Below are 24,360 nucleotides of genomic sequence, written 5' to 3' on the forward strand. Positions count from 1 at the left end.
AAAACGGAGGATGATTCCTGATGAAACTGCAAGGTAAACTGGTGCTTAACGCGATGGTTTCCCTGATCGCATGCCTGGCTTTAGTGGCCTATATTATTTTTCAATTGATCCGTATCAACTCGCAAAGCAGTAGTCTCGTTCCAGCTATGCTGAATGTACAGCAGCTCAATGCTTATTTGATTCAGTCAGGACAGGCGCTGCAAAACTACTCTTCTTCCATGACAGAGAGCAATAAAACGGATGTGCAAAACCAACTGGGACAGGCGGAAAAAACGATCACTTTGCTTTCGCAAGGCATGATGCAGACCGAAGCGCAGCAAAAGCGTCTGAATACCGTTAAAACCAAATTCAGCGAATTGAAGGCTGCGACGGATAAAGCGATGAGCAACGGAAGCAGCCCTGAATCCAAACGTAATGCGATGCGTGTACAGGGTATCCAGAACGATGTGTTCATGCTGGATATTCTAACGAAGACGCGTTATGACGAATATACAGAGGAATTGACCAAGAGTATCCGCTTTACTTGGCAATTGGCCTTGGCAGGTGCTGTTCTGCTTCTAGTGGCGGTGGGACTATATAATACATATACATCCAGGCAGCTTGCCCTTAGAACCCGCAAATTGACGGATGCCGCGAAGCAAATTGCCGATGGAAATTTGACGGTGCAGCTTGCGCAAACGAAGGGACGTGATGAGCTGGACGAGCTCAACGAATCGTTCCGGTTCATGATCGGGAACTTGCGTAACATTGTGCTCTCTATTGACCAGTCGGGGAATCGTGTTGATCTGATGGCTAGGGATATTGACCAGCATAATGTGGCCATGAAGGAAATTGTGACGCAAGTTAGCACCTCAACAGAGGAACTGGCGATTGGTAGTCAAAAGATTGCCGAGGATCTGTCGACCACCGTTGGCGTTGTGGATGAGATGCAGCAGAAGTTTGAAGCGAATTTACTGGAAACCACGCAGTCCTCTACATATAGCGAAGACGCATTGCGTGTCATTGAGCAAGGTGCGCGTGTGATGAGCGATCAGCTACGCATTGTAGCGGAAAATCGTTCAGCGATGTCTGAGGTGGAGCAGACGGTCATGGAGCTGGAGGCCAATGCAGCCGAGATTACAATCATGACCGGCTATGTATCCGAGATTGCCAGTCAGACGTCGCTGCTATCCTTGAATGCTTCAATTGAGGCTGCGCGTGCGGGTGAGGCTGGAAAAGGCTTTGCTGTCGTTGCTGATGAAGTCAAAAAGCTGGCGAATCAATCGGAGTCGGCTGTGAAGCAAATTTATAACGCTGTCGAGGGCATTACGCAGGCTATGAATAAGGTGAAGAACTCTGTGGCGCAAAGTCAGGGACTGTTCCGTGAGCAGGAGAAGGCAACTTCGTCTACCGGGGAATCGTTCACGGAGATTAGCGGCAAAGTACAGCAAATTGCCAGCCAAGTCAGCAAGCTGTCGGTGGATATGAATGTATCTCGGGAACTGAGTGTACAGGTACAGCAAGCCATTGAGAACATTAGCGCGATTACCCAGCAATCCGCCGCAGGCAGTGAGGAAATTACCGCCTCTACGGTGGAACAGAAGCGTTCCTTTGAGGAATCGGCAGAGAAGGTGAAAGAGCTTCGTCAGATTCGTGAGGAGATGCAACGAGAGCTGGATCGTTTTCAGGTGGAAAAAACAGGATAAGCAACATAAAACCAACACCCGAAGAAGAAGTCTTACCCATGCAGGGAGGCTTCTTCTTTTTTTGAAAAGCGTCTAACGATTTATAATAATATCCATATTTTATTACTCTCCGTAGAGCTAAATAGGCAGGGAATTCCACATCTTACGTCAAATAGATTTAGGGAGTATATGTTAGCACACACGTTGTTGGCAAGAGATCATGGAAAACGAAGTCCGGAAGGATGAAGTTACGGGAATGCTACGATTAAAGCTTCGATTAATCCTGAAAAATAAACAGACAAGGCTGATTCTGCTGCTCACACTAAGCGTATCACTCATTATTAGTGTGATCGGCTTGCTATCGTATTCGGGATACCGCAAGGGTTTGGATACCGAATTAAACACACCAAACATAGAACTGCTGCAAATTAATCTGGATGTGACTAATAGGGCATTTCGTGAGTCCGATAATAAGGCACTGGATGCGGCCTATTCCCGGGATGTTGAGGCATTTGCACGTTTGCAAACGGATGAAAAATCGCAATCAAACAACGCTTCCGTTATCAAACGGCTTCAAAAATACTTGAAAGCCCTTTCTTCGCATGAAGAGATTCATTCGGCTGAAGTTATTTCTTTTGAAAATCATGCTCTCGTATCCAGCGAATACGGCTACTTGTCCGATTGGGACCAAGCGCCGGATACGACTTGGGTTCCCTGGATTCGGGACATTCAAAGGAAGCCATTACTGATTAAGCGAAGATGGTACGGCACGAATCATGAAAATGGAACAGTAGAACTGCTTTCGCTGGCAAGACCCGTGGTAAAGGATGGGCAGGTCATCGGTGCGGTGCTGGTCGATCTGGATTACGACCGCTTTTTCTCCAAGCTGTATATTCATTTATCCAACTCGCAATATGTGTACGATCTGGAGGGCGAACTGATCTATCCCAAGTTAAAATCATCAGTGCCCTTAAACGAAATGGACAGGGTTTTGAAAGAATTGGATGTGAGCCCCTATGCTTATGTGAAGGTAGGGGGGATGGAGTATATGGTGAACCAGACTTTTTCCGATGTGACGGGCTGGCGTCTGGTGTCACTTGTTCCTATGGACAAGCTGCTGAAGCATGTTAAGCTGGCCCGCAACATGATGTTGTGGTTGGCCTTTATTTCTATACTGGCGGGTTGCTCAGCGGTCTACTATTACAATTATGCGGCGTTTCGCCCTATGAAAAGAATTAATAGCCTACTGAATTCGGGCTACAAAGGAACGCGTCAAGGTGGATTGTATGATCTGGAGCCGGTCATTGGCAAGCTGGTTGGGGAGTTCCATCGCAAATCACTTGTGGTGGAGCGAAGTTTACCCGAGCTGCGTTCCAAATATATTGAAGATGTCATCCAGCGTAGAATGGGCATACAGGAAATGCGTATGAAATGGGAACAGTATTTTTCCGATTGGGACGGCAGCTCTTTGGCTGTGATGATCGTGTCGATTGATCGGTATTCTACTTGGGCAGCAAGCTTTCCAGAGGAAGATAAAATGCTGCTCAAATATGCGCTGAATAATATTTTGCTGGAATGGCTTGAACCTCACTGGAAGGCGGTAAGCGCGCCAGAGGAGCAAAGCGGGTTCGTTGTACTGCTACAGTTCAGTGAGCACGAGGATGAAGCTGTAGATGGGACTAGGACTGAGACTGATGCTGATGCTGATGCCAATGCCAAAGCCAATGTCCAAGAAAGTGTTCTGCTCCGCAAAAGCGCAGACAGGCTGATTCAGGTTGTGGGTGAGCATCTTCCCCTGACTATTTCTATAGGAATTGGTTATATATTCTCGGATATCTATGAGGCACGTCAGTCTTTTGTAACAGGGAGAGAAGCCCTTGGTCTGCGTTTGTATGAGGGATATGGACGTTCGCATATGAGTACCTACAGCATAGGGGAGGGCGCTCACGTCTCATCAGCGGTGGGAAACCGGAATGTGGAAATCATTCGTGCCATAGAGTCACAGGAAGCCGGAGCAAGTATAAAGCTGATCAGTCAATGGGGAGAAGAACTTCGTCTTCACAGGACCTCCCCGATGCAGGTTTACTTGTCTGTACATGAGTTGATGGAGGAATTGCTGAAATGGTGCATGACTCATAGTGTGACGCCGCCAGATCAGCTGGTAGATCACCACTGGAATCAGATTCTGACGCTTGATCTTCCAGACATGGAGAAGCAAATGTTTTCGATTGTGGCTGATATCGAGGAAGAGCTTATTGGACACAGACAGTCCAAGGAGTTTGTACGTGTACAGGAGATGATGGATTACATGCAACATCATTTGCATTTAAATATCGGGCTTCAGGAAATTGCAGATCAGGTCCATATGAGCGTGTCATCGGTGAGCAGTATGTTCAAGGAAGAGACAGGTTGCACTGTATACGACTACTTGACTGGTTTGCGAATGAAAAAAGCGTGCGCTTTACTGTGTGAAACACATCTGAAAATTGCAGAGATTGCAGATCAGGTCGGCTACCGGAATGAAAACAGCTTTATCCGTGTATTCCGCAAACATAAACAAGTGACACCTGGGAAATTCAGGGAAATAAACAGATGTTCCAATGGATATGCAGATCCGCCAAAAGGTCGACATTTTGGGGATTTGGAAGATAAATTCGAAGATTAAGCGATAGCTGTGCCCCCTGCGTTGCGGTACATTGACTTCATGTAAACGCAAAAATCATGGCTGAAAACGTCTGGGGGTGAAAACGGGTGCGTGACTGGCCCAGTTCATTTTTCGGAAAAGAGGAAACGTAATGAAGAACAAGCCATGGCAAAAATATGTGCTGGTTGCGGCGGGAGTGGCTTTTCTTTCTGCCTTGAGTATCAGTGAATATGTGGATCAACACGCTTTGCATGACCACAGTGGTGCATTTCCTGTGAAGCCTATTACCCTCGTCGTTCCTTATGCGGCGGGTGGCGGGACGGATATCACGGCAAGAGCATTGGCGAAAGCCGCCGAAAAGCATCTCGGTCAGCCGATCATCGTCGTTAACCGGACGGGTGGAGGCGGTTCGGTCGGGCTGATGGAAGGGGCTGAGGCGCAGGCGGACGGCTACACTGTAACGTATCTGGTTGCGGAGCTGACCACACTGCCACATCTGGGACTGCTGCCGCTCACCTATGAGCGCTTTAAACCGCTGGTCCAAACCAATATGGACCCTTCTGCCATCACGGTTAGAGCGGATGCGCCCTGGACGACGGCCGAAGCATTTCTGGAGGACGCTCATGCTCATCCCGGCAAGCTGAAAATGGGCAATGCAGGCACAGGGAGCATCTGGCACCTCGCTGCTGCGATGCTGGAGCAAAAAAGCGGAGTCCGCTTTACCCATATCCCTTATGAGGGAGCAGGGCCAGCCGTTTCAGCGTTGATGAGCGGCTTCGTGGATGCTGTGCCGGTCAGTCCTGCGGAAGTGAAAAAGGATGTGGACCAAGGGAAGCTACGCATACTGGCGATACAGGCAGATAGCATTTCGGAAGCGTTTCCAAATGTGCCGACGTTACAGCAGGCTACTGGGCTGCGTGTACATTTTATCGGGACTTGGAGAGGGCTGGCTGTGCCCAAGGATACGCCGGATGAGATTGCTCAAACCCTGGCGGACGCACTGATCAAGGGGACGAAAGAGGAGGAATTCAGGGAAGAAATGCGTAGGCATGGATTGGGGCTGCGTGTTAAGGATGCTGAAGCATTCGCACGACAGTTGAAGGAAAGCCATGACACCTTCGCAAGCCTAATTCCCGAACTTGGCTTGAGCCGCAAGTAAAACGGCCTTGTTTTTGCACTGGCAAAGACGAAAGGGTTGAATGAAGCTATGAAAATCAAACAACGCATTGATAAAATTCCAGGGGGCATTATGCTGGTGCCGCTGTTTATAGGCGCATTGGTTCATACTTTTATGCCTTGGTCCGGAGACTACTTTGGATCGTTCACCAAGGGGCTAATGACGGGGACGGTACCGATTTTGGCGGTGTGGTTTTTTTGTATGGGTGCTTCGATTGATGTACGAGCTACAGGTACCGTATTGCGTAAATCAGGTACACTCGTATTGACTAAAATTGCAGTCGCTTGGGTGGTGGCGATCATTGCGTCTAAACTGCTGCCCGTTGGTGGCGTGGAAAGCGGGCTTTTTGCCGGACTGTCGGTATTGGCGCTGATTTCCTCCATGGATATGACGAATGGCGGGCTATACGCCTCCATTATGCAGCAATATGGTTCCAAGGAAGAGGCGGGGGCATTCGTACTGATGTCGCTGGAATCCGGTCCATTAGTGACCATGCTTATTTTGGGCAGTACCGGACTGGCTGTTTTTGAGCCGCAGGCCTTTGTGGGGGCGGTATTACCATTTCTGGTCGGGTTCATGCTGGGGAATCTGGATCACGATTTCCGTAAATATTTTGGTAGCGCTACGCATGCGCTTATTCCCTTCTTCGGTTTTGCACTGGGCTGTTCCATTGATCTGAGTGTGATTGTTCAAACCGGCTTGCTCGGAATAATATTAGGTATTTTCGTTATTATCATTACAGGCATTCCGCTGATCCTGGCGGACAAATATATCGGCGGTGGCAACGGCACTGCGGGAATCGCAGCCTCCAGCACGGCAGGTGCAGCGGTAGCGAATCCGGTCATTGTGGCCAATATAAAGCCAGAATTTCTGCCAGTAGCGCAATCAGCAACAGCATTAGTTGCTGCTTCGGTCATCGTTACCTCTATTTTGGTACCTATTCTCACGGCTTACTGGGCCAAATATATGAAACATAAGGAAAAATCCAAGGGAGCGGGGCCTGTAAACCCAGGTGCCAATGTGCCTAAATAAAGCTCGGATGATCTTTAGTCTCTCCATTACCCGGGAAATGCTTTTGCAGATACGTCTCCTATCCTAACATCACAAACTTGTCCTAAAACGCTACTGCAAACATACATATGTAAGCAGAGGAGCGTGATGGAATTGGAAAACAAGGTGCGTCGCTACTATCAGTTAAAGCAGAAGCAAAAAGAAATTGAGGGTGAACTGACTGATTTGCGTAATGACATTACAGCTCATTGTGCACAGCAGGGAGTGGCAGATTGGGAAATTGGCAGTTATCGGGTTAAAGTTGTACAGCAGCACCGTAAGGAATATGACCATACCAAGCTGTATGATTCACTACCTGATCCGCAGCTATGGCGCTTGTTTTCCAAACCGGATACTTCGAAGATTGCCAGTTTGCTTAAACTCAAGGTCATCGCAGAGGAGCAATTAAAAGATGCTGTTTCTCTCAAAACGGTGACCCTATTACAGGTGGATAAAAAATAAAATGTAGATCATAGCGTTACTTTACAAAGTGCTGTAGCCTCAGAAAGGTTATTCGGTATGCGTCCGAATAGCCTTTTTCGCCTTTCCAATTTGCGTGATAGCTTTGGAGTGGCGTACTCTAGTAAAAGTTGGTTGAGACGGAGGAAGTATACATTGAACATGGAGACTGCTGTCAGTAAAGTATTTTTATATGTTTTCTCAATTTTAGTTGCGTTGGCTTCCTGTCATGGATTCATGTTGTACTGGATGTGGCAGTTACCGGAGCTTACGGACGAATTTTCTGATCTGGAAAATGGACTTGCTCTATTTGCCGCGGGTATCGTGTTTGCCTTCATTGCTTTTGTTGTTCACCTCATTCTACAACTCCTAATTTTCGCTCATCTACTTCATCGTAACGGCTACTCTATACATGTGAAAACAGTGCTATTCCCCTAGGAAACAAACAACAATACAATCCTCCGTATTTGTCTGTTGGTGGTTCTGTTGATTTGGATCGTTTATGCTACCATTTTACATACAATTCCGCTGTTTTCGGTCATTAGTTTTACGCTGGTTTTTATCAATTATAGTATTTGGCTGTTGCAATTTTTGACGGAGAGACAAGGCAGGGAGGTTCGATTGTAAGGGGACTTATCAAAGGAAGAAGAAAAGAGCTGACTCCCGTTTGCGGTGGGGCCAGCTCTCTTTTACTGTTGTTATCCTTGGCCGTTAAGCACCTGCCGAAAGTAAAACCGATACGTATTATAAAGGAACGTTTGAAGTGGAAGCTGAACCTCCAACTCTGTATCCACCTCTACGCTATGTTCAGCTACTTATCGGACAAGCCTTTTCCCAGCCCTTTGAGAAAATGAATGCCAAAACCCATCGCCCGGTTTACATCCGGATCGTTCATGGCCTTCATGAGATCGCGCAGGCGGATCTTTTTGTTCTGTTTTAAATGCTCTTCCGCTTCGTTCAGGCCGGAAGTGACGCTGCCTACCAGCTTTTTCATCTGCTCGGGGTCTACCTCGGACAGCATACCGGCTGCTCCCATCAGATTATTAATGATATTCGTAACAGGCTTGCGCGTCGCTTGTCCTACAGCAATTTTGGCGATGCTTTCCTTGGCTTTCAGCATAGACTGAGCCGCTTCGAGAAGACCGCTATCATGCAGCTCACGCACAATTTCGAGCGTCTTCTGCAACGCCGCCCCGTTGTCCGCCAGATCAGCAGTAAGCTGATCCAGCGATTGCTTTTGTCGTTCTTCTTCTGTCAACACACGTTTTCGCACGATTGAAATAGGCTTAGCCATGAGTCTGACCTCCTTATTTTTGATCCACCAGGTCGACGTAACCGGGGCGATTCCATTTCCGATCTACTTCAACCCCATTTTGCGGATGACGCTTTTTGTAGCGAGGGTTGATACGTGGCAGCGGATTTTGACCATCTACCTCCAAAATGTGCATTCGTACCTTGTTTTGTTTATAAGCCGGTGTGTTGGTGATTACATCGAATGCTCCGCCAGTTAACAGGTTCACGGCGCTGTCATGGCTGCTGGAGTGCATAGGTACGTAGACATCGGTTCCCTGCATCCGGTCGGTGACGAGAACACGCAGCTTCACGGCACCATATGGCGACTCCAGACGAACCAGCGATCCGTCCCTGACTCCGCGCTCCTCGGCTAATTCCGGCGACACCTCCACAAATACACTTGGAAGCTTGAGCTGGATACCCGGCGATTTGGTCGTCAGATTTCCTTCATGGAATTGTTCGAGCAGTCGACCATTGTTTAAGGTCAGATCGAACTCAGCCGGGTATTGTTTAGGCGGTACATATTCGAAAAGACCAAGACGCGCCTTTTTATCCGGGAAGTTAAAGCCGTTGGTGTGTAAAAGCGGTGTGCTGCTGCCATCCGGCGATCCCCAGTGGAAGCTGTTCCAGCCTTCCAATACGTCATAATTACACTGGGAGAAAAATGGAGTGAGTGATGCCATTTCCTCAAATATTTCACTTGGATGGCTGTAGCTCCAATCAAATCCCATGTGCTTGGCAAATTGGCTGAAAATCCACCAGTCCGGTTTGCTGTCTCCTACAGGCTTGAGCGCCTCATATAAACGCTGTACACGACGCTCGGTGTTCGTAAAGGTTCCGTCTTTTTCGAGCGAAGGTACGGCTGGCAAAATGACATCCGCAAATTCTGCTGTTTTGCTCAGAAATACGTCCTGAACGACGAGGAAATCCAGGTTCGCCAGCATTTCCTGTGTATGGTTGGAGTCCGCATCCACCCACGCCATTTCTTCTCCGGCGATATACATGGCTTTTAGCTCACCTGTCTCAATGGCCTCCAGCATTTGGATATTGTCCAGTCCGCGCTGGCCTGGAATTTGTACGCCGTAGGCCGCTTCGAACTTGGCACGAATGTCATCGTTGGTGACAGGCTGATAACCCGGAAAAATATCCGGCATCGTACCCATATCAGCAGCACCCTGAACATTGTTATGTCCGCGAAGCGGATACGCGCCTGCACCTGGACGCATAAAGTTTCCGGTCACCAGCAGCAGGTTGGCAATTGCAATAGACGTATAGGAGCCTGCGATGTTTTGCGTCACACCCATGCCCCAGCAAATGGCAGTACCGTCGGCTTCATGGACCATAGTCGCGACCTCAATCAGCGTTTCTTTGGAAATGCCCGTTTCCTGCTCTGCAAATTCCAAGGTGAAGCTCTCCAGCAACTTCAAATATTCGGGATAAAAGTTTACATGCTCTTCAATGAATGCTGCGTCATGCCAGTTTTGATCAATGATGTACTTGGTTACTGCGGATAACCATACATAATCTGTACCCTGCCTTGGACGAATGAACAGGTCCGCACGATCCGCCATTTCATGCTTGCGCAGGTCGACCGCGATCAGCTTTTGACCGTGCAGCTTATGCGCACGTTTAATACGGGTAGCCAGCACCGGATGTCCTTCTCCCGGCGCACAGCCGACCAGCATGACCAGACCTGCTTGGGCAATGTCTTTAATCGTACCGCTGTCGCCGCCAATGCCTCCAGTGTGTTGCAGCCCCCATGAGGCGGGGGATTGGCAATACCGCGAACAGTTATCGACGTTATTCGTTTGGAATACCTGACGCGCCAACTTTTGCATCAGATAGTTTTCTTCATTCGTAAATTTGGACGAGGAAATAAAGCCGAGCGCTTCACCGCCATACGTTTCTTTAATAGCACCCATTTTGCTGGCCATCAGGCTTAATGCTTCTTCCCAGGTCGCTTCTACAAATTCGTCACCTTGGCGAATCAAAGGGGTAGTCAAACGTTGATCACTGTTCACAAAATCCCAGCCGAATTTCCCTTTAACGCATGTCGAGATGCCGTTCACAGGTCCTTCAGAAGTAGGCTGTACCTTCAGAATTTTGCGGCCTTTGGTCCAAACCTCAAAGCTGCAACCTACGCCGCAAAAGGTGCAAACGGTTTTGGTTTTTTTCGTACGGGTTTCACGCATCGCTGCTTCTGCTTCGGAAATGGCAAAAATACCGCTATAGCCCGGCTCCACTTCCTTAATTAAATCTACCATCGGATTTAACAAGTCCTTCTCCATGCCACTCATGAAGCCTGCTTCACCCAGCATGGATTTCTCCATCAAGGCGTTACAAGGACAGACCGTTACACACTGACCGCAGCTGACGCACGAGGAATCGTTAATTGCAACACCATCATCCCAAATGACGCGAGGACGTTCTGCTTCCCAGTCGAGGGACAGGGTTTCATTGACCTGAAGGTTTTGACATACCTCTACGCATTGGCCGCAGGCAATGCACTGATTCGGGTCATAACGGTAAAACGGATGGGACATATCGACTTCCGTCGGATCAGCCTTGGGCCGATATGGATATTTTTGATGCTCAATTTCCATAAGCTCTGCCGTATTATGCAAGGAACAATTACCATTGTTGTTATCACATACGGTGCAGTAGAGGAGGTGATTTTCCAGCAACCGATCCATGGCTTCTGTTTGGGCTGCTTTGGCGCGATCCGAGTTTAATTGAATATGCATTCCGTCCGCAGCAAGTGTGGAGCAGGAGCGAACGAGCTTGCCGTTAACTTCCACGATGCAGGTATCACAGGTGCGGATCGGATCGACCTCGGGAACATAACATAGTTGGGGATGGGCGATATTGTTTTCGTTAATGACTTTAAGAATCGTTGTGCTATCTTTGGTCTTCAGTTCCTGTCCGTTTAATGTAATTTTGATCGTACTATCAATCACGGTTCAGACTCCTTTCAGATTTGAAATGTAAAAATTAGAAATAAAAAAACTCCACCATAAACACAAGTGCTCGTGATGAAGCACTTGTGTTTATGGTGGAGTAGTGACCAAGCTCTAGGTCCTGGAGGCCAATCCGCCATATGCGTATGTATTAATAACAGACGGTACACACCGCTTGTATATCAATAACCTGAATATGTCATTTTCTGCATGTCATCAGGTGTAACTATAACGTAAAATTTAAGATAGTTCAATGGTACATTATTAAAATTTTAATTGATAATGATTATCGTTTGAGAAAACGAAAAAGCATTGACAAACGTTCGAGGATTGCTAACAATAAGAATGTAATCTATTGCAGAGCATTCGTGAATGGAGTGTGCGTGGGGAATCGCGTATACTTTATTTGTCGCAGCGCTTGTTAGCTTGATTTTTCTATATCACATGATGTGAGGATTCGTAGAATCCTGATGTAGATAAATTAACCGGCATTTAGCAGATTCTTCGATGTGTTCGATGGCGAAGGATTTGTTGTGATGTCGGTTTTTTGGTTCTGGATAAAATGAATTGAAGACGGATTGAGGTGAGCGGGATGGCGAACCGGAGCGAAGATCAATGGAATCGTCCGTTACGGGACTTGAGAATATCCGTCATAGACCGGTGTAATTTTCGGTGTCGGTATTGTATGCCGGAAGAAATCTTTGGCCATGACTATCCGTTTTTGCCAAAAGAAAAAATATTGACCTTTGAGGAAATTATCCGGCTTTCCCGTATTTTTGTCTCTCTGGGAGTTACCAAGCTGCGCATTACGGGCGGCGAGCCGTTGCTGAGAAAGGACCTGGCTTCGCTCATTCATTCGTTAACTCAGCTCGAAGGAGTTGAAGATATGGCGATGACGACGAACGGCGTATTTCTTCCTAAATATGCAGCGACGCTTCGAGAGGCAGGATTGAAGAGAGTGACAGTCAGTTTGGATTCGCTCGATGATGATCGCTTCCGTCGGATGAACGGGGGAAGAAGCAGCGTGCAAGCCGTGCTGGATGGTATTGATGCGGCAGCACAAGCGGGAATGCAGGTGAAAATCAATATGGTTGTGCAAAAGGGCTTCAACGATCAGGATATTGTGCCCATGGCCGACTATTTTCAAAAGAAAAAGCATATTTTGCGGTTTGTTGAGTTTATGGATGTAGGTAACACCAATGGCTGGAAATTGGATCAGGTCGTCTCCAAGCAGCAGATCATCGAAGCCATCCATAAGCAAATGCCGCTGGAGCCTGTCCCGCCCCATTACAAAGGTGAGGTAGCGACGCGTTACAGGTATCAGAACGGCGAAGGGGAAGTTGGCATTATTTCGTCTGTTACAGATGCCTTTTGCTCCACATGTACACGGGCGAGGATTTCCGCTGAAGGCTCCTTGTACACATGCTTATTTGCTTCTCAAGGGTACGAGCTGCGGGGGATGTTACGTTCTGAACAGTCCGATGACGAGATAAGAGCTTACATGGAGCGGGTGTGGAGAGGGCGTACAGACCGCTATTCGGAGGAACGGCTGAACCATACGCAGCAATTAGCATCCAAAATTGAAATGTCACACATCGGCGGGTGAACCGAAACGCCAGCCTGCCCAAAACAAGGGAGTGGAGCACATGGAAAAGCCAGCTGAGGTCAAACGCGAGATTCTCCGTTATCGTGACGGTCAGATCAAGCGTGATGAGGACACTGTGGTGACGGAGCATCCGGTGACGATCAAAATCAATCAGCAGGAATTTGCCACCATGGTTTGTACACCGGAGTATGTGGAGGATATGGCTGTAGGCTTTTTGGCCTCGGAAGGTGTCATTCAACGGTATGATGATATCGAAGATATTTGGGTTCAGGAAAAAGAAGGCTTTGTTCATATTAAAACCCGGCGGATGAATGAGTTCTATCAAAACTTTCACTCCAAAAGGTACATTACCTCCTGCTGTGGGAAAAGCAGACAGGGCTTCTACTTTATGAATGATGCCAAAGTGGCAAAAAGAATGAACGACACCCATGTCATGCTGTCTTTTGACGACTGCTTCCGGCTGATGAATTTGATGCAACATTCGGCTCACACGTTTCAGGAGACGGGAGGCGTCCATAATGCCGCACTGTGTGACAAGGACGGAATCATCCTGTCGAGAATGGATATTGGCCGCCACAATGCGCTGGATAAAATCTATGGGTATTGCTTGAAACATGATATTGTATTACAAGATAAAATCATTGTATTCAGTGGGCGCATTTCGTCTGAAATTTTGTTGAAGGTCGCCAAGATTGGCTGTGAAGTGGTGTTGTCCAAGTCGGCTCCGACAGAACTTGCGCTTGAATTGGCAGAGGATTTGGGCATTACCACGGTAGGTTTTATACGAAGTCATTCTCTGAATGTGTATACGCATCCCCAGCGGATTGAGGAACTGGTTGAATCTAAAATATAATGTGAACATTTTTGGGGGTGAACATGTTAAGTGAAATATCATATTCAAGTATTTGCCGGCCTTGCGGAGCAGATGGGCGGGCCCATCATCACAGTACCCACCGATCAGGAAACGATGACTATTGCCGCGTTAAAAGACCTGCTATCCGAGCGCTTTCCAGAAGTAGCCGCGCAGTTGCGGGGTTCTTTTGTTGCCAAAAACCAGGCTTATGCCGCACCGGAGGATCTGGTGAGTATAGCTGACGAAATTGCGATCATTCCCCCGGTTTCAGGAGGGTAAATTCGATATAGGCTAAGCGAGTTCGATAGGATAGGTGCAGAGGGGGGTCAAATGGTTATGCAATACCGTATTCAACTATTCGCGGGTATGGCAGAGCAGCTTGGTCAATCCGTGATCACGCTGGAGTTTCCGCAGGAAACAGTGACCATTGCAGATATTCGAAAAAAGCTGAATGAGCAATATTCGGAAGCGGCTTCACAGCTGCAAGGTTCTTTTTTTACGAATAATAAAAAACTGGCTTCTCCAGAGGAACTAATACATCCATCAGATACAATCACGCTTCTTCAGTCCGCACCAGGGATGGAAACGGTCGTTTCGCCATGTGGCTTGTTTGCGATTACGTACGATCCGATTGATGCCGATGAGGTGACCGCGAAGGTGCAGGACCCCTCCCATGGAGCTTCCCTGACCTTTAATGGAACGACTCGGGAATATACACAAGGTCAGCGTACGGTGTTGCTGGAATATGAGGCGTATGTCCCGATGGCGATGAACACGATGAAGCAGATTGGTGACGAGATTGCAGAGCGTTGGCCGTCTACACGTACGGCGATTACACATCGGCTGGGTACGGTGAGGATTGGAGAGACGAGCGTTGTGATTGCTGTTTCTGCTGCACACCGCGATACTTGCTACGAAGCCAGCCGCCGTGCGATTGAACGCTTGAAGCAAATCGTGCCGATCTGGAAAAAGGAAGTGTGGGAGGACGGCTCGGAATGGAAGGGGCATCAGCTAGGAGGTTGGAACCCTCATGGGGCGAAAAATCACGATGTCTGAAATGAAGAAGGATCAGAACATGGACGTCGATGTAGAAGTAGAAGCGCAGCCGCACGCGTCTCATGCCCGATATTCGAGACAAGAGCTGTTTACGAAAATTGGGCCGGCCGGACAGCAACATATCCGCAGCAAGCACGTGCTTATCATTGGGGCTGGAGCGCTGGGTACCGCTAATGCGGACATGCTGGTGCGAGCGGGCATCGGGCGACTGACGCTGGTGGATCGCGATTATGTAGATTGGAGCAATTTGCAACGCCAACAGCTCTACGATGAAGCGGACGCTCGTGATCATATGCCGAAGGCGGTGGCAGCACAGAAGCGATTGCAGCAAGTCAATTCCGACGTGGACATCCGCGCGCTAATTCGGGACGTATCGCTGGAGGAAATCGACGAGATTGCAGCAGGTGTGGACCTCATCGTAGATGCCACTGACAATTTTGATACACGCCTGCTCATGAACGATTACGCGGTCAAGCACCAAATTCCCTGGATTTACGGGGCTTGTGTAGGTAGCTACGGGACGACCTTTACCATCGTGCCGGGACAGACACCGTGCCTGTATTGCCTGCTCGGAACCGTACCGCTAGGCGGCGCGACCTGCGATACGGTGGGTGTGATTAGCCCGGCTGTACAGATGGTGGCAGCCTACCAAAGCGCCGAAGCACTGAAGCTCCTCACCGGGGACGACTCAGCGCTGCAAGGCAAGCTGATTTCCTTTGATCTGTGGAACAATCAGCATCAGGCGATCCAGATCAGCGCCATGAAGAAAGCCGACTGCCCAACGTGTGGGGAGCATCCGGTGTATCCTTTTTTACAATCGGAGTATCAATCCAAGTCGGCTGTTTTGTGTGGACGTGATACGGTTCAAATCCGCCCTGCCTCCGGTGCTGTGCGCGATCTGAATGAAGCGGCGCGTCTACTGTCCCGTCAGGGAGGCAAAGTTGAGCATAATCCATATCTGGTATCCGTAGTGATTGGAGCGCATCGGCTGGTTCTATTTCAGGATGGACGCGTTCTGATCCATGGCACCAAGGATATTGCTGAGGCGAGATCTATTGTTCACAAATATTTGGGCTGACCCAATAGAGTTGAACCGTTATGAGGTGTACATCGTTAGACCCATTTCGGAATTTATAGGACAGGGGAAGAGTAAGTTGAAAATGAAAATCGGGTACATATTCACGTTGGTTGGATTGTTGGCATGGGTGCTGGCTGGTTGCTCGTCTTCGGCTGCTGTACAGCCGACACAGTCTGCGCCAAAAACAGAGATCATCGTATCTGCCGCAGCGAGCCTTCAGGATAGTCTGAATACACTCAAGGACCAGTATGAAAAGCAGCATACGGATATCAAACTTACCTTTAACTATGCTTCATCTGGCACATTGCAAAAACAGATTGAGCAAGGCGCACCCGCTGACGTATTTATTTCGGCAGGTATGAAGCAAATGAAGGCATTGACCGATGCTTCTTTAGTAGAAAAGGATAGCATACTGCTCCAAAATAAACTGGTTGTAGTCGTTCCACAGGATAAGTCGAAAAGCACGGATAGCAAAAGCATTACACTCCATGATCTGACAAGCCCGTCCTTCCTGAAAGTAGCTGTCGGGGAGCCAACTACCGTTCCTGCTGGACAATATTCCAAAGAAGCGCTGACGAAAGCCGGACTATGGGACAAGCTGGAGCCGAAGCTGGTATTCGCCAAGGACGTAAGACAGGTATTAAACTATGTGGAAACAGGCAACGTCGATGCGGGACTCGTCTACCTGACGGATGCCAAATCATCCGATAAAGCAGTCGTTGCACTGGAAGTGTCTGAGGAATTGCATGCTCCGATTCTATATCCAGAAGGTATTGTAAAAGCAACGAAACACAGCAAGGAAGCTGGTGAGTTTCTCGATTTTCTGCGTACGGATGAAGCGATGAGCGTATTCAGCAAGGACGGATTTTCAGCTCCTACAGAAACGACTGGAAAATAGCATCCATCTATAAAGGAGGGGGTCCCGTTGGATTGGTCAGCTTTACTTCCTCCGGTTATGGTATCCGTCAAAGTCGCAGTTGTCGCCAGCATCTTTGTATTTCTGTTAGCTACCGTGGTGGCTCGGATGATGGCGAACTGCAAGCTGCGGAGGGGAACCAGCGTGATCGAGACGGTCTTGCTTCTTCCGCTCGTCTTGCCCCCCACGGTCGTTGGCTTTATTTTGCTCATCCTGCTGGGGAGGAAAAGCTGGATCGGTACAGCCTTCGAAAGCCTGTTCCAGCAGACGATTGTATTTACGTGGGGAGCTGCGGTGGTGGCAGCTGTAGTTGTGGCTTTTCCACTGGCTTATCGGACGATCAAGGCAGGCTTTGAAGCCGTCGATCCCGAGGTAGAGCAGGCTGCACGCGCGCAAGGCGCCAACGAGTGGCAAGTGTTTCGCTACATCACGATGCCTCTCGCCTACCGCCCGCTTATCTCGGGATACATTCTTGGATTTGCCCGGGGATTAGGAGAATTTGGCGCTACGCTGATGCTTGCGGGTAACATTCCCGAACAGACCCAAACCCTGTCTACGGCGATTTACACCGCATCCGAGGCCGGGAATATGACACTCTCCTGGAGCTGGGTAGCCGTCATCATACTGTTCTCTTTTATCATGTTGATGCTTTCAAACCGATTGGTGAGGGATTAGCCCGCTATAGAGTATGAAACCTACGCAGTCTGCCGATGGGCAGGCTGTGTTTTATTTGCTTAAGTTCAGCATATATCACAAAGCATGTTCCAAAAATCACTTTCCTTCGATCTCTGTTTTATATGAGAGAAATCGGTTATGATGGAAATAGTAACAAGGATTTTAGTAGATTTAGGAGAGCGGTGCGATATGAGAAAGGAAACAGGTTTTAACGAAATTATTCGCAAAGTACGTAAAGAGCTATTTGGAAAAGGCCCGGAACGCATACATACAACCTTTGTAGATAACATGGCCATCACGATGCTGTACGGTAATTTAACCCCTTCTGAAAAGTTTCTGGCACAAGAGGTTGCCGGGAAAGAGATGGTGCATGCAGCCCGAACCAAAATGGTTCAAAAAATCTATCCCGTACAGTTCAACAAAGAACTGGAGGATTACATGGATTCCCGACTGCTGCACCTTTTTTCGGATATTAAGGTGGAGGAAGATATAGCTATTTCTGTTTTTGTATTTGAGGATACGATTGTTGCAAAATAGGATGAAGGAGAGGCAATCTATACGTGATTTCTTCTCCGATGTTGATATTGGGACCATTGGTAGAGAATAAAGCATCCGACACAAAAGCCCAGAATAGCCACCAAGGCCGCCACCAGCACCATCGCCGAGAACACATAAGCGACAATACTCCATTGGAACGTAAATCCTGCCAGAGCCACCAGCAGAAAAAAGACGGCAAGGAGCTGATTAAATCTTTGCTGTCCCCGGTCCTCCTGCACATATGAGGAAGGGCTTTTCTTTAAAAATAGCTTGGCTACACGCATCACCGGATTGAAGTTGAAAAGCACACCAAGCAACCCCGCAACCAGTGGAATAGCTAACACCCCATACGCCCCTGTAATCCAGGTAAAGACTACAGACAGCACAATTACCCATTGATTAGTCCTGACCAGCGGACGCGGAATCGAGGCTGGAACTTGATTCATATATATCATCCTTTTCACATCGGAATAAAATAATTGAGATCATTATAACGTAATGCTTGGGGAATAGATAGCTGAAAAATGGCTTGTATGACTGTCACTATAGACCCATTACCAAAGACATGGTAAAGTTTTGGTATATATTCGGTAAAGGGGTCAGTTTATGAAAAAGGTATTGTTATATTTATGCGTAGCAGGAGTCGTTCTATCGGGCTGTACTACTTCCAAGAGCGGTACCACAAGTACAGAGAGTGCTCCAAGTTCAAATGCATCAGGAGGCTCCGCCAGTTCAACTGTACATGAGACGGTAGCGTCTGAAAATAAGGGATATCAAGGTAAAATTTCATTTCGCAACGTAGGCTGGGGGATGAGTAAAGAGCAAGTAAAGGCATCTGAAGATATGAAGGTTGAGGAAGAAGATCAAGAGGCGATTGCCTATTATTCCAAGATATTGGGACTGGAAAGCGGACTCATGTACTTTTTTGTGGATGATCAATTGGTTCGTGCAGGTTATTTAGGGGCCTCACTTGCAAAACTAACGGGCGCTACTGAAAGTAAATAAAAGAGAAGCAGACAATATTGCAGATGCTGCAACTTTTTTTATGTTTTAACTACCAAAATATGGTATAACATCATTAGATATTAATGTATTGTATATTTATATGTAAAATATAATTAAAATTGGAGGTATATTCTATGATTAATGAATTATTTCTTCATGAAATGTCTATACTTTTTCTCTTAGGAAGTGAAGTTCTGCTCTTCATTTTTGCGCTTATATTTATCATTAACATTTTTTAAAAAAACAAAGCAATGCATCGTTTGGATGAGATTTTAACAGAAACAACCCAACTAACAAAATCGAAGTAAGGAGAGGATTCTAATAGGGACCTGGACTATATCTGTAACCATGATCTACTGGTTCTGCTTTATTCATATTTTTATATGTTCATGTGCGTTGATCTACCTTTTCAAAATAAGAAAAACAAATCAATTATTCCATAGAAAAATAGAATTGCTCAGTAAGCATTTAGAAAAACTAAAAGAGCAGCTTGACAAAAAGTATTAAATTGCCAGAGAGGTCATTTTGAAATGAAATCAAGTTGGGTTCAGATGGGCGTTGCTCCCTATAATGAAATTTTGAATTTTAACTCAGCTTGTGGCGCTATACCCGCATCTGCAAGTTCGTCGTTTCTTAGAGGGCGATGTATGGTAAGATAATTAGACTTATAATTTGGTGCGAACCCCAAGCGCACATGAAATCCCCAGGACATTCGCACCCCGCGCCAGATAAGGGATTCAGCGATTTCGAGGTGTATTTTTTAACATTTATTGGTGAGTTGGAAAGAGATTCGCGAAAAAGCGTTTACAAAGCCTTGCTGGGTAAGGCTTTGTAACGCGTGCTGTCGCTCCTTATGTAGGAGCGTGGATTGAAATTTCTTACAGAGCAGCTCCCATTTACCCAATGTGCGCAAGTCGCTCCTTATGTAGGAACGTGAATTGAAAGCACGTATTTCTCATACCACACATGTATCACAGCTATGACGTTCCTCATTTTTCTTTGAAACATAAAAAAGGTTTGCTGTAGAACTTGGCAAGCCTTTTTTGTGTTGGTTAAAATGCTAATGGACTCATCTTGATGAACTAATTTTTTTATAGTTGTGGAACTGCTCGGACTACCACCCTAAAAAGCTGAACACCAAAAAAGAAGCCTGTTTTAAAACAGACTCCTTAATCTATTCCTACGCTTAACATGCACAAACCACGCTATTCTGTTTCTTCAAACTGCATTAGCACGGAAATGTCCTTGATCTCCAGAGCATGAGCGATCTTTTCAAGCATAAGCAAGTTTACTTCTTGTCTCCCATTTTTACAAAGCTGTGAAATTCTCGCTTGATTAACACCTGATTTTTCCGAAAGTTGCATTTGTGTCATATTGCGCTCTTTTAACACTTCTTTAAGTCTTATATTTAATTTTAGCAAGAAAAAGAAACCTCCTAAAAACTCATTGACATTATTCATTTATGCGAATAATATAATGCATATACGATTTATTCGCCAATGCGAATATATTACCAACCCAAAGGGATGTAACGAACATACCCTTAGCTTTGCTATTGCTATTTTACCAGAATTTCAATGGAGGATGATACCTGTGACTGAAAAACGGAAAGCGAATGTGCAAGCGATCAAGGATATTGTACGCATGAATCAGGTGTGGGAGCAAGAAAAGGGAGAGCAGGGAGCAGCAGAGCTACACTATTATCATATTGTGGATGCACTTCAACGAAAATGGAAAACCATCGGTGTCAATGTTTCGGACGCGATTGAGGTTTTTGAAAGAGGGCATAACGATGCATGGACACGGATTATTGAGCCAGCTCCTTGGAACCCTAATTTAACCACTAATGATTTAATTCACCTGCTCAAAATCAGTCCCGAAGCTGTGCAGATTCGTCATGCTATGCAAATCATACTGAATACCGTTGAAAGACGCAATGCGTTCATCCGTCGTATCATCAATGTGAATGAACAGGCAATCCAGCAGCTACTCTACCTGATGAAAGACGAATACCTGCGTTATGAGCAACTCTCGAATAAAGCCTTTATGGCGATGTATGCTATGAATCCGGTCGAAGCCTTATCTGTATATTTTCTGGAATCCGTAGATGTGCATATGTACTGGGAATGGTGTGATGCTGGCGGTACAGGCGAACAGGCCATTCAGTATAAGCATGAGGACCCTCACATGACGTTGATTCAAGCGATTGAAAGAGTAGAAGAGAAAATGTATGCCCGTACATAACAAACCATAGGTGTAGTTGCTACGCTAACGACAAAATGGCTTGGGTGGGCAGTTGGCTAGTCTCCTGCAAAGGATGTGAGGGCTGTGGAGGTTAAAGATGCTTTGACATTAATGATGATGTTCGGTACGCTGCTGGTTGCGTTGATCGGATTAATTGTCACCATCTTAATCGCATTGAACCAACACAACAGAAAGTAGACGGCCCACTTATAGCGAATTTCAAACCCGTTTGTTACCATTCAATGAAATGGGTATAGACCATACAACATAGAGGAGGATATATATAAGGTGGATATTCAACAAAAGAAAAAAGGGTTGATGCCAAAGAGTCTGTAGAAGAACTCACCCGTGATTTTTGAGGAAAAGAAATCCAGCGGTTGGGGAGTGAGTTTTACTGAAATCAACGGTATATTGGATGATATCGCATTTCAGTCCGAAGAGGCCCAAAGCTATATAAAGGAATATGGTGAATCTATCGAAGAGTTACTCCAGTTCGAACAGCCGAACTTTAGACGAACTTACTTCATGTACCTAAACGCGCCAGCGGCAAGACTTTTACCTATATCGGTTCCTTTACCGGATATTATTTTCAAGCGTTCGGGGCAGATTCCGTCTATTTATTTTATGATAGAGAATTGGGTAAAGCGGTTATTTGCTTCCAGTATTGGTAGGGATATAGAAAAAGCTCCCCTGATGGGAGCTTTAAATCTTAATTTTTTTTCATTTCCACATCATGCTTTTTGGCAAGTGTGTTGAGTTGTTCTTGAAAATCTCTGCTTAGCTTTCTACTCTCGCTGAGCTTGGCGTTACTTTCATTGACTAAGTTCAGATCCTGTTTATCCAACGCATCTACCATCGTAATCATGGCTTCATTCTGGATATTAACGGCCTTGATGTAGATTTCGTGAAGGGCTCTTACCTCAGGAGTTTCCGTTTTTACAGCTTCTACTTTTTCGACAAATTTGCTGTATTCCGGTATGATTTCATCATTTAAAGTATTATATAGTGTTAGATCATCTGCGTTATCATCTTTAGTCATGGCTTCATACTTGTCAGTTACTGCTGTTTCATCTTTTGCCAAGGGAAGCATCCCATCATTGATATACGTAATTAAATCTTTTTTAACCGGATCAGTAGAGCAGGCTGCCAAAATGGAAAAGCAACATAATACCAACATAAATACGCTAAGTTTTTTCATCTGTATTCCCCTTTTTATGTATGTTATGGATAATTCGATGTGACTGTAGTCCAAAAGAACTATCCATATCTTTTATTATATCGTATAAATAAGAAAATGGTAGGGTTTTTATGGTAAAACAGTGTCGAAACTAAGTTGATTGATCTGCTCACTAAAAATAGGGTATCATATAGAAGACGCTTCGGTGCGAACCCCAAGCGCACATGAAAACCCCGGGTCCTTCGCACCTCGAAATTTGTCGAAAAGTGTTGGAATGGCTATTTAACCTTAAAAGTCAATAGTTGATTCAAGCTTATTGGGCATCAGTTTTTACGATAATGTGTGGAATTGATATCGTTAGGGTATGAATTACTGCATTTTCGCTGTCGCACTCTATATGAGTGCGTGGATTGAAATACACGTGTCAATTGATCTGATGATGTACCATCCAGTCGGTCGCACTCTATATGAGTGCGTGGATTGAAATCTCAGAACCTCTGATCGTGTTGCTGTCAACCTTACAGTCGCACTCTATATGAGTGCGTGGATTGAAATTTCTAGCTTAACTGTAGCATCTATGATACCTCTTTGAGTCGCACTCTATATGAGTGCGTGGATTGAAATTACATAGCGACCAAATGTGATGCGGTTTTTGACCAACGTCGCACTCTATATGAGTGCGTGGATTGAAATTACGTGGATGACTTTTATTACAACTTGCTGCACTCTGTCGCACTCTATATGAGTGCGTGGATTGAAATCCATATATCCTTAGAATCAAATCCTAGGCCATCAGTTGTCGCACTCTATATGAGTGCGTGGATTGAAATTTACATAGTTCTTAACATTATCATTTAAAGAATTAGAGTCGCACTCTATATGAGTGCGTGGATTGAAATCTACCCCTCCCTGAAGAGTATCAAGCAACGTCAAGTCGCACTCTATATGAGTGCGTGGATTGAAATCTATCTGACGACTTTATTGACGGTGGAATGATCAAAGGTCGCACTCTATATGAGTGCGTGGATTGAAATTATGACGGTTCTGCTGAAATCATTCCAACGGACAACGTCGCACTCTATATGAGTGCGTGGATTGAAATTTCCTCCTTCGTACTTACAGTAACTTTTTTAATCCGTCGCACTCTATATGAGTGCGTGGATTGAAATACTTTTAAATTCAGCCATTTCCTCGATCCACAAAAAGTCGCACTCTATATGAGTGCGTGGATTGAAATTTTAGTCGAGTAACTTTTACCTTGGTTGTAGTGAAGTCGCACTCTATATGAGTGCGTGGATTGAAATAAACCATAAATCAGCTGAACGATCGAATTGCAGAGTCGCACTCTATATGAGTGCGTGGATTGAAATCACAATCACCCGAGCGGAGATACCCGGCCGTCTGAGGAAGTCGCACTCTATATGAGTGCGTGGATTGAAATCAGCAGTAATTCAAAACGCATCAGCGGCAGTAACAAGTCGCACTCTATATGAGTGCGTGGATTGAAATTAATGCCTCAGCAATCGGAAAATACATAATAGCAAAGTCGCACTCTATATGAGTGCGTGGATTGAAATATCACGGTCTGCATGAATCGAATCAATTGATCGTCGGGTCGCACTCTATATGAGTGCGTGGATTGAAATTTCCATAAATACATGGGCGAACAAGGCGATTACACGTCGCACTCTATATGAGTGCGTGGATTGAAATAGATTTTAAATAACTTGAAAGATGTTAGTGACCAAGTCGCACTCTATATGAGTGCGTGGATTGAAATATGTTAAAGATTTGATTAAATGGTGGTGATTATGATGTCGCACTCTATATGAGTGCGTGGATTGAAATTCCAAAAGCATATTCCCAAACCGTTCCGTCAGGAGTCGCACTCTATATGAGTGCGTGGATTGAAATCTATATACTGGAATGCGAGACAGCGGATGTTCGCAAAGTCGCACTCTATATGAGT

At 46.1% G+C, this 24,360-nt stretch carries 23 protein-coding genes and 1 CRISPR repeat array; of the genes, 18 read left to right on the forward strand and 5 right to left on the reverse strand.

What is annotated here, in order from left to right; all coding sequences use genetic code 11:
- Window positions 1–20: 20 nt before the first annotated feature.
- The 6 genes from ACIFQM_RS23090 to ACIFQM_RS23115 all read left to right on the forward strand — a co-directional run bounded on the left by ACIFQM_RS23090 (window position 21) and on the right by ACIFQM_RS23115 (window position 7,432).
- Window positions 21–1,685, forward strand: a complete 1,665-nt coding sequence (locus ACIFQM_RS23090) for a methyl-accepting chemotaxis protein (protein ID WP_430040857.1) — start codon at window positions 21–23, stop codon at window positions 1,683–1,685.
- A 199-nt stretch (window positions 1,686–1,884) separates the two neighbouring features.
- The gene (locus ACIFQM_RS23095) at window positions 1,885–4,329 is read left to right on the forward strand and encodes an AraC family transcriptional regulator (RefSeq protein ID WP_430040858.1); all 2,445 of its coding nucleotides are present in this window, start codon (window positions 1,885–1,887) and stop codon (window positions 4,327–4,329) included.
- 130 nt (window positions 4,330–4,459) lie between these two features.
- Window positions 4,460–5,467: a tripartite tricarboxylate transporter substrate binding protein gene (locus ACIFQM_RS23100; RefSeq protein WP_430040859.1), complete on the forward strand. Its 1,008-nt coding sequence runs from the start codon at window positions 4,460–4,462 to the stop codon at window positions 5,465–5,467.
- 48 nt (window positions 5,468–5,515) lie between these two features.
- A complete protein-coding gene (gene kdgT, locus ACIFQM_RS23105) occupies window positions 5,516–6,517 on the forward strand; it encodes a 2-keto-3-deoxygluconate transporter (protein ID WP_430040860.1) in 1,002 nt (333 codons plus the stop codon).
- Between the two features lie 126 nt (window positions 6,518–6,643).
- Complete coding sequence (locus tag ACIFQM_RS23110) at window positions 6,644–6,997, forward strand: hypothetical protein (protein ID WP_044647347.1); 354 nt, start codon at window positions 6,644–6,646, stop codon at window positions 6,995–6,997.
- Between the two features lie 153 nt (window positions 6,998–7,150).
- Window positions 7,151–7,432 (forward strand): hypothetical protein, encoded by a 282-nt coding sequence (locus ACIFQM_RS23115; RefSeq protein WP_430040861.1) that lies wholly within the window; start codon window positions 7,151–7,153, stop codon window positions 7,430–7,432.
- A gap of 373 nt (window positions 7,433–7,805) precedes the next feature.
- Here the strand turns inward: ACIFQM_RS23115 and ACIFQM_RS23120 are convergent, their stop codons facing one another.
- Both ACIFQM_RS23120 and fdhF read right to left on the reverse strand, forming a co-directional pair.
- Window positions 7,806–8,288: a DUF1641 domain-containing protein gene (locus ACIFQM_RS23120; protein WP_430040862.1), complete on the reverse strand. Its 483-nt coding sequence runs from the start codon at window positions 8,286–8,288 to the stop codon at window positions 7,806–7,808.
- 13 nt (window positions 8,289–8,301) lie between these two features.
- Window positions 8,302–11,244 (reverse strand): formate dehydrogenase subunit alpha, encoded by a 2,943-nt coding sequence (fdhF, locus tag ACIFQM_RS23125; RefSeq protein WP_430066191.1) that lies wholly within the window; start codon window positions 11,242–11,244, stop codon window positions 8,302–8,304.
- A 592-nt stretch (window positions 11,245–11,836) separates the two neighbouring features.
- Between fdhF and moaA the strand changes: the two genes are divergently transcribed.
- From moaA to ACIFQM_RS23165, 8 genes are all read left to right on the forward strand, one after another.
- A complete protein-coding gene (gene moaA, locus ACIFQM_RS23130; protein ID WP_430040864.1) occupies window positions 11,837–12,850 on the forward strand; it encodes a GTP 3',8-cyclase MoaA in 1,014 nt (337 codons plus the stop codon).
- A gap of 40 nt (window positions 12,851–12,890) precedes the next feature.
- Window positions 12,891–13,703 carry a formate dehydrogenase accessory sulfurtransferase FdhD gene (gene fdhD / locus ACIFQM_RS23135; RefSeq protein ID WP_430066193.1) on the forward strand — a complete coding sequence of 271 codons (813 nt, stop codon included), beginning with the start codon at window positions 12,891–12,893 and terminating at the stop codon, window positions 13,701–13,703.
- Between the two features lie 30 nt (window positions 13,704–13,733).
- Window positions 13,734–13,982: a MoaD/ThiS family protein gene (locus tag ACIFQM_RS23140; protein WP_283652616.1), complete on the forward strand. Its 249-nt coding sequence runs from the start codon at window positions 13,734–13,736 to the stop codon at window positions 13,980–13,982.
- Between the two features lie 57 nt (window positions 13,983–14,039).
- A complete protein-coding gene (locus ACIFQM_RS23145; protein WP_430066196.1) occupies window positions 14,040–14,759 on the forward strand; it encodes a molybdenum cofactor biosynthesis protein MoaE in 720 nt (239 codons plus the stop codon).
- Complete coding sequence (locus tag ACIFQM_RS23150; RefSeq protein WP_430040879.1) at window positions 14,752–15,837, forward strand: thiazole biosynthesis adenylyltransferase ThiF; 1,086 nt, start codon at window positions 14,752–14,754, stop codon at window positions 15,835–15,837. The genes ACIFQM_RS23145 and ACIFQM_RS23150 overlap by 8 nt, the downstream gene beginning before the upstream one ends.
- A 76-nt stretch (window positions 15,838–15,913) precedes the next feature.
- Window positions 15,914–16,735: a molybdate ABC transporter substrate-binding protein gene (gene modA, locus ACIFQM_RS23155; protein WP_430066198.1), complete on the forward strand. Its 822-nt coding sequence runs from the start codon at window positions 15,914–15,916 to the stop codon at window positions 16,733–16,735.
- Between the two features lie 27 nt (window positions 16,736–16,762).
- Complete coding sequence (gene modB, locus ACIFQM_RS23160; protein ID WP_430066200.1) at window positions 16,763–17,428, forward strand: molybdate ABC transporter permease subunit; 666 nt, start codon at window positions 16,763–16,765, stop codon at window positions 17,426–17,428.
- Between the two features lie 189 nt (window positions 17,429–17,617).
- Complete coding sequence (locus ACIFQM_RS23165; protein WP_044647337.1) at window positions 17,618–17,965, forward strand: DUF2294 domain-containing protein; 348 nt, start codon at window positions 17,618–17,620, stop codon at window positions 17,963–17,965.
- Between the two features lie 17 nt (window positions 17,966–17,982).
- Here ACIFQM_RS23165 and ACIFQM_RS23170 read toward each other — a convergent pair whose 3' ends face one another.
- The gene (locus ACIFQM_RS23170) at window positions 17,983–18,411 is read right to left on the reverse strand and encodes a DUF4395 domain-containing protein (RefSeq protein ID WP_430040869.1); all 429 of its coding nucleotides are present in this window, start codon (window positions 18,409–18,411) and stop codon (window positions 17,983–17,985) included.
- Window positions 18,412–18,571: 160 nt separating this feature from the next.
- On the opposite strand from ACIFQM_RS23170, the gene ACIFQM_RS23175 reads away from it, so the two are divergent.
- Window positions 18,572–18,970, forward strand: coding sequence for a hypothetical protein (locus tag ACIFQM_RS23175; RefSeq protein ID WP_430040870.1), 399 nt, complete (start codon window positions 18,572–18,574; stop codon window positions 18,968–18,970).
- Window positions 18,971–20,175: 1,205 nt separating this feature from the next.
- Here ACIFQM_RS23175 and ACIFQM_RS23180 read toward each other — a convergent pair.
- Complete coding sequence (locus tag ACIFQM_RS23180; protein ID WP_014282582.1) at window positions 20,176–20,391, reverse strand: helix-turn-helix domain-containing protein; 216 nt, start codon at window positions 20,389–20,391, stop codon at window positions 20,176–20,178.
- Between the two features lie 172 nt (window positions 20,392–20,563).
- Here ACIFQM_RS23180 and ACIFQM_RS23185 point away from each other — a divergent pair, with 172 nt between their 5' ends.
- The 3 genes from ACIFQM_RS23185 (at window position 20,564) to ACIFQM_RS23195 (ending at window position 21,970) form a co-directional block, all read left to right on the forward strand.
- On the forward strand, window positions 20,564–21,214 hold the full coding sequence (locus ACIFQM_RS23185; protein WP_430040872.1) for a hypothetical protein: 651 nt from the start codon (window positions 20,564–20,566) through the stop codon (window positions 21,212–21,214).
- Between the two features lie 84 nt (window positions 21,215–21,298).
- Entirely contained in the window at window positions 21,299–21,412 is a 114-nt protein-coding gene (locus tag ACIFQM_RS23190; protein WP_223264084.1) for a putative holin-like toxin, read from the forward strand.
- 150 nt (window positions 21,413–21,562) lie between these two features.
- Window positions 21,563–21,970: a hypothetical protein gene (locus ACIFQM_RS23195; RefSeq protein ID WP_430040873.1), complete on the forward strand. Its 408-nt coding sequence runs from the start codon at window positions 21,563–21,565 to the stop codon at window positions 21,968–21,970.
- On the opposite strand, the gene ACIFQM_RS23200 is transcribed toward ACIFQM_RS23195, so the two are convergent.
- Window positions 21,924–22,412, reverse strand: coding sequence for a hypothetical protein (locus ACIFQM_RS23200; protein WP_430040874.1), 489 nt, complete (start codon window positions 22,410–22,412; stop codon window positions 21,924–21,926). The genes ACIFQM_RS23195 and ACIFQM_RS23200 overlap by 47 nt on opposite strands.
- Window positions 22,413–22,776: 364 nt before the next feature.
- Window positions 22,777–24,305: direct repeats of the CRISPR family, unit length 32 nt; unit sequence GTCGCACTCTATATGAGTGCGTGGATTGAAAT.
- Window positions 24,306–24,360: the final 55 nt, after the last annotated feature.

This window comes from Paenibacillus sp. NRS-1782, assembly GCF_050467685.1.
Taxonomy (GTDB): Bacteria; Bacillota; Bacilli; order Paenibacillales; family Paenibacillaceae; genus Paenibacillus; species Paenibacillus terrae_A.

Excerpts from the sequence above, each read along its gene's own strand:
- ACIFQM_RS23090 (WP_430040857.1), top strand. The coding sequence starts at position 21 with ATGAAACTGCAAGGTAAACTGGTGCTTAACGCGATGGTTTCCCTGATC.
- ACIFQM_RS23095 (WP_430040858.1), top strand. The coding sequence starts at position 1,885 with ATGGAAAACGAAGTCCGGAAGGATGAAGTTACGGGAATGCTACGATTA.
- ACIFQM_RS23100 (WP_430040859.1), top strand. The coding sequence starts at position 4,460 with ATGAAGAACAAGCCATGGCAAAAATATGTGCTGGTTGCGGCGGGAGTG.
- kdgT (WP_430040860.1), top strand. The coding sequence starts at position 5,516 with ATGAAAATCAAACAACGCATTGATAAAATTCCAGGGGGCATTATGCTG.
- ACIFQM_RS23110 (WP_044647347.1), top strand. The coding sequence starts at position 6,644 with ATGGAATTGGAAAACAAGGTGCGTCGCTACTATCAGTTAAAGCAGAAG.
- ACIFQM_RS23120 (WP_430040862.1), bottom strand. The coding sequence starts at position 8,288 with ATGGCTAAGCCTATTTCAATCGTGCGAAAACGTGTGTTGACAGAAGAA.
- moaA (WP_430040864.1), top strand. The coding sequence starts at position 11,837 with ATGGCGAACCGGAGCGAAGATCAATGGAATCGTCCGTTACGGGACTTG.
- fdhD (WP_430066193.1), top strand. The coding sequence starts at position 12,891 with ATGGAAAAGCCAGCTGAGGTCAAACGCGAGATTCTCCGTTATCGTGAC.
- ACIFQM_RS23145 (WP_430066196.1), top strand. The coding sequence starts at position 14,040 with ATGCAATACCGTATTCAACTATTCGCGGGTATGGCAGAGCAGCTTGGT.
- ACIFQM_RS23150 (WP_430040879.1), top strand. The coding sequence starts at position 14,752 with ATGTCTGAAATGAAGAAGGATCAGAACATGGACGTCGATGTAGAAGTA.
- ACIFQM_RS23165 (WP_044647337.1), top strand. The coding sequence starts at position 17,618 with ATGAGAAAGGAAACAGGTTTTAACGAAATTATTCGCAAAGTACGTAAA.
- ACIFQM_RS23170 (WP_430040869.1), bottom strand. The coding sequence starts at position 18,411 with ATGAATCAAGTTCCAGCCTCGATTCCGCGTCCGCTGGTCAGGACTAAT.
- ACIFQM_RS23175 (WP_430040870.1), top strand. The coding sequence starts at position 18,572 with ATGAAAAAGGTATTGTTATATTTATGCGTAGCAGGAGTCGTTCTATCG.
- ACIFQM_RS23200 (WP_430040874.1), bottom strand. The coding sequence starts at position 22,412 with ATGAAAAAACTTAGCGTATTTATGTTGGTATTATGTTGCTTTTCCATT.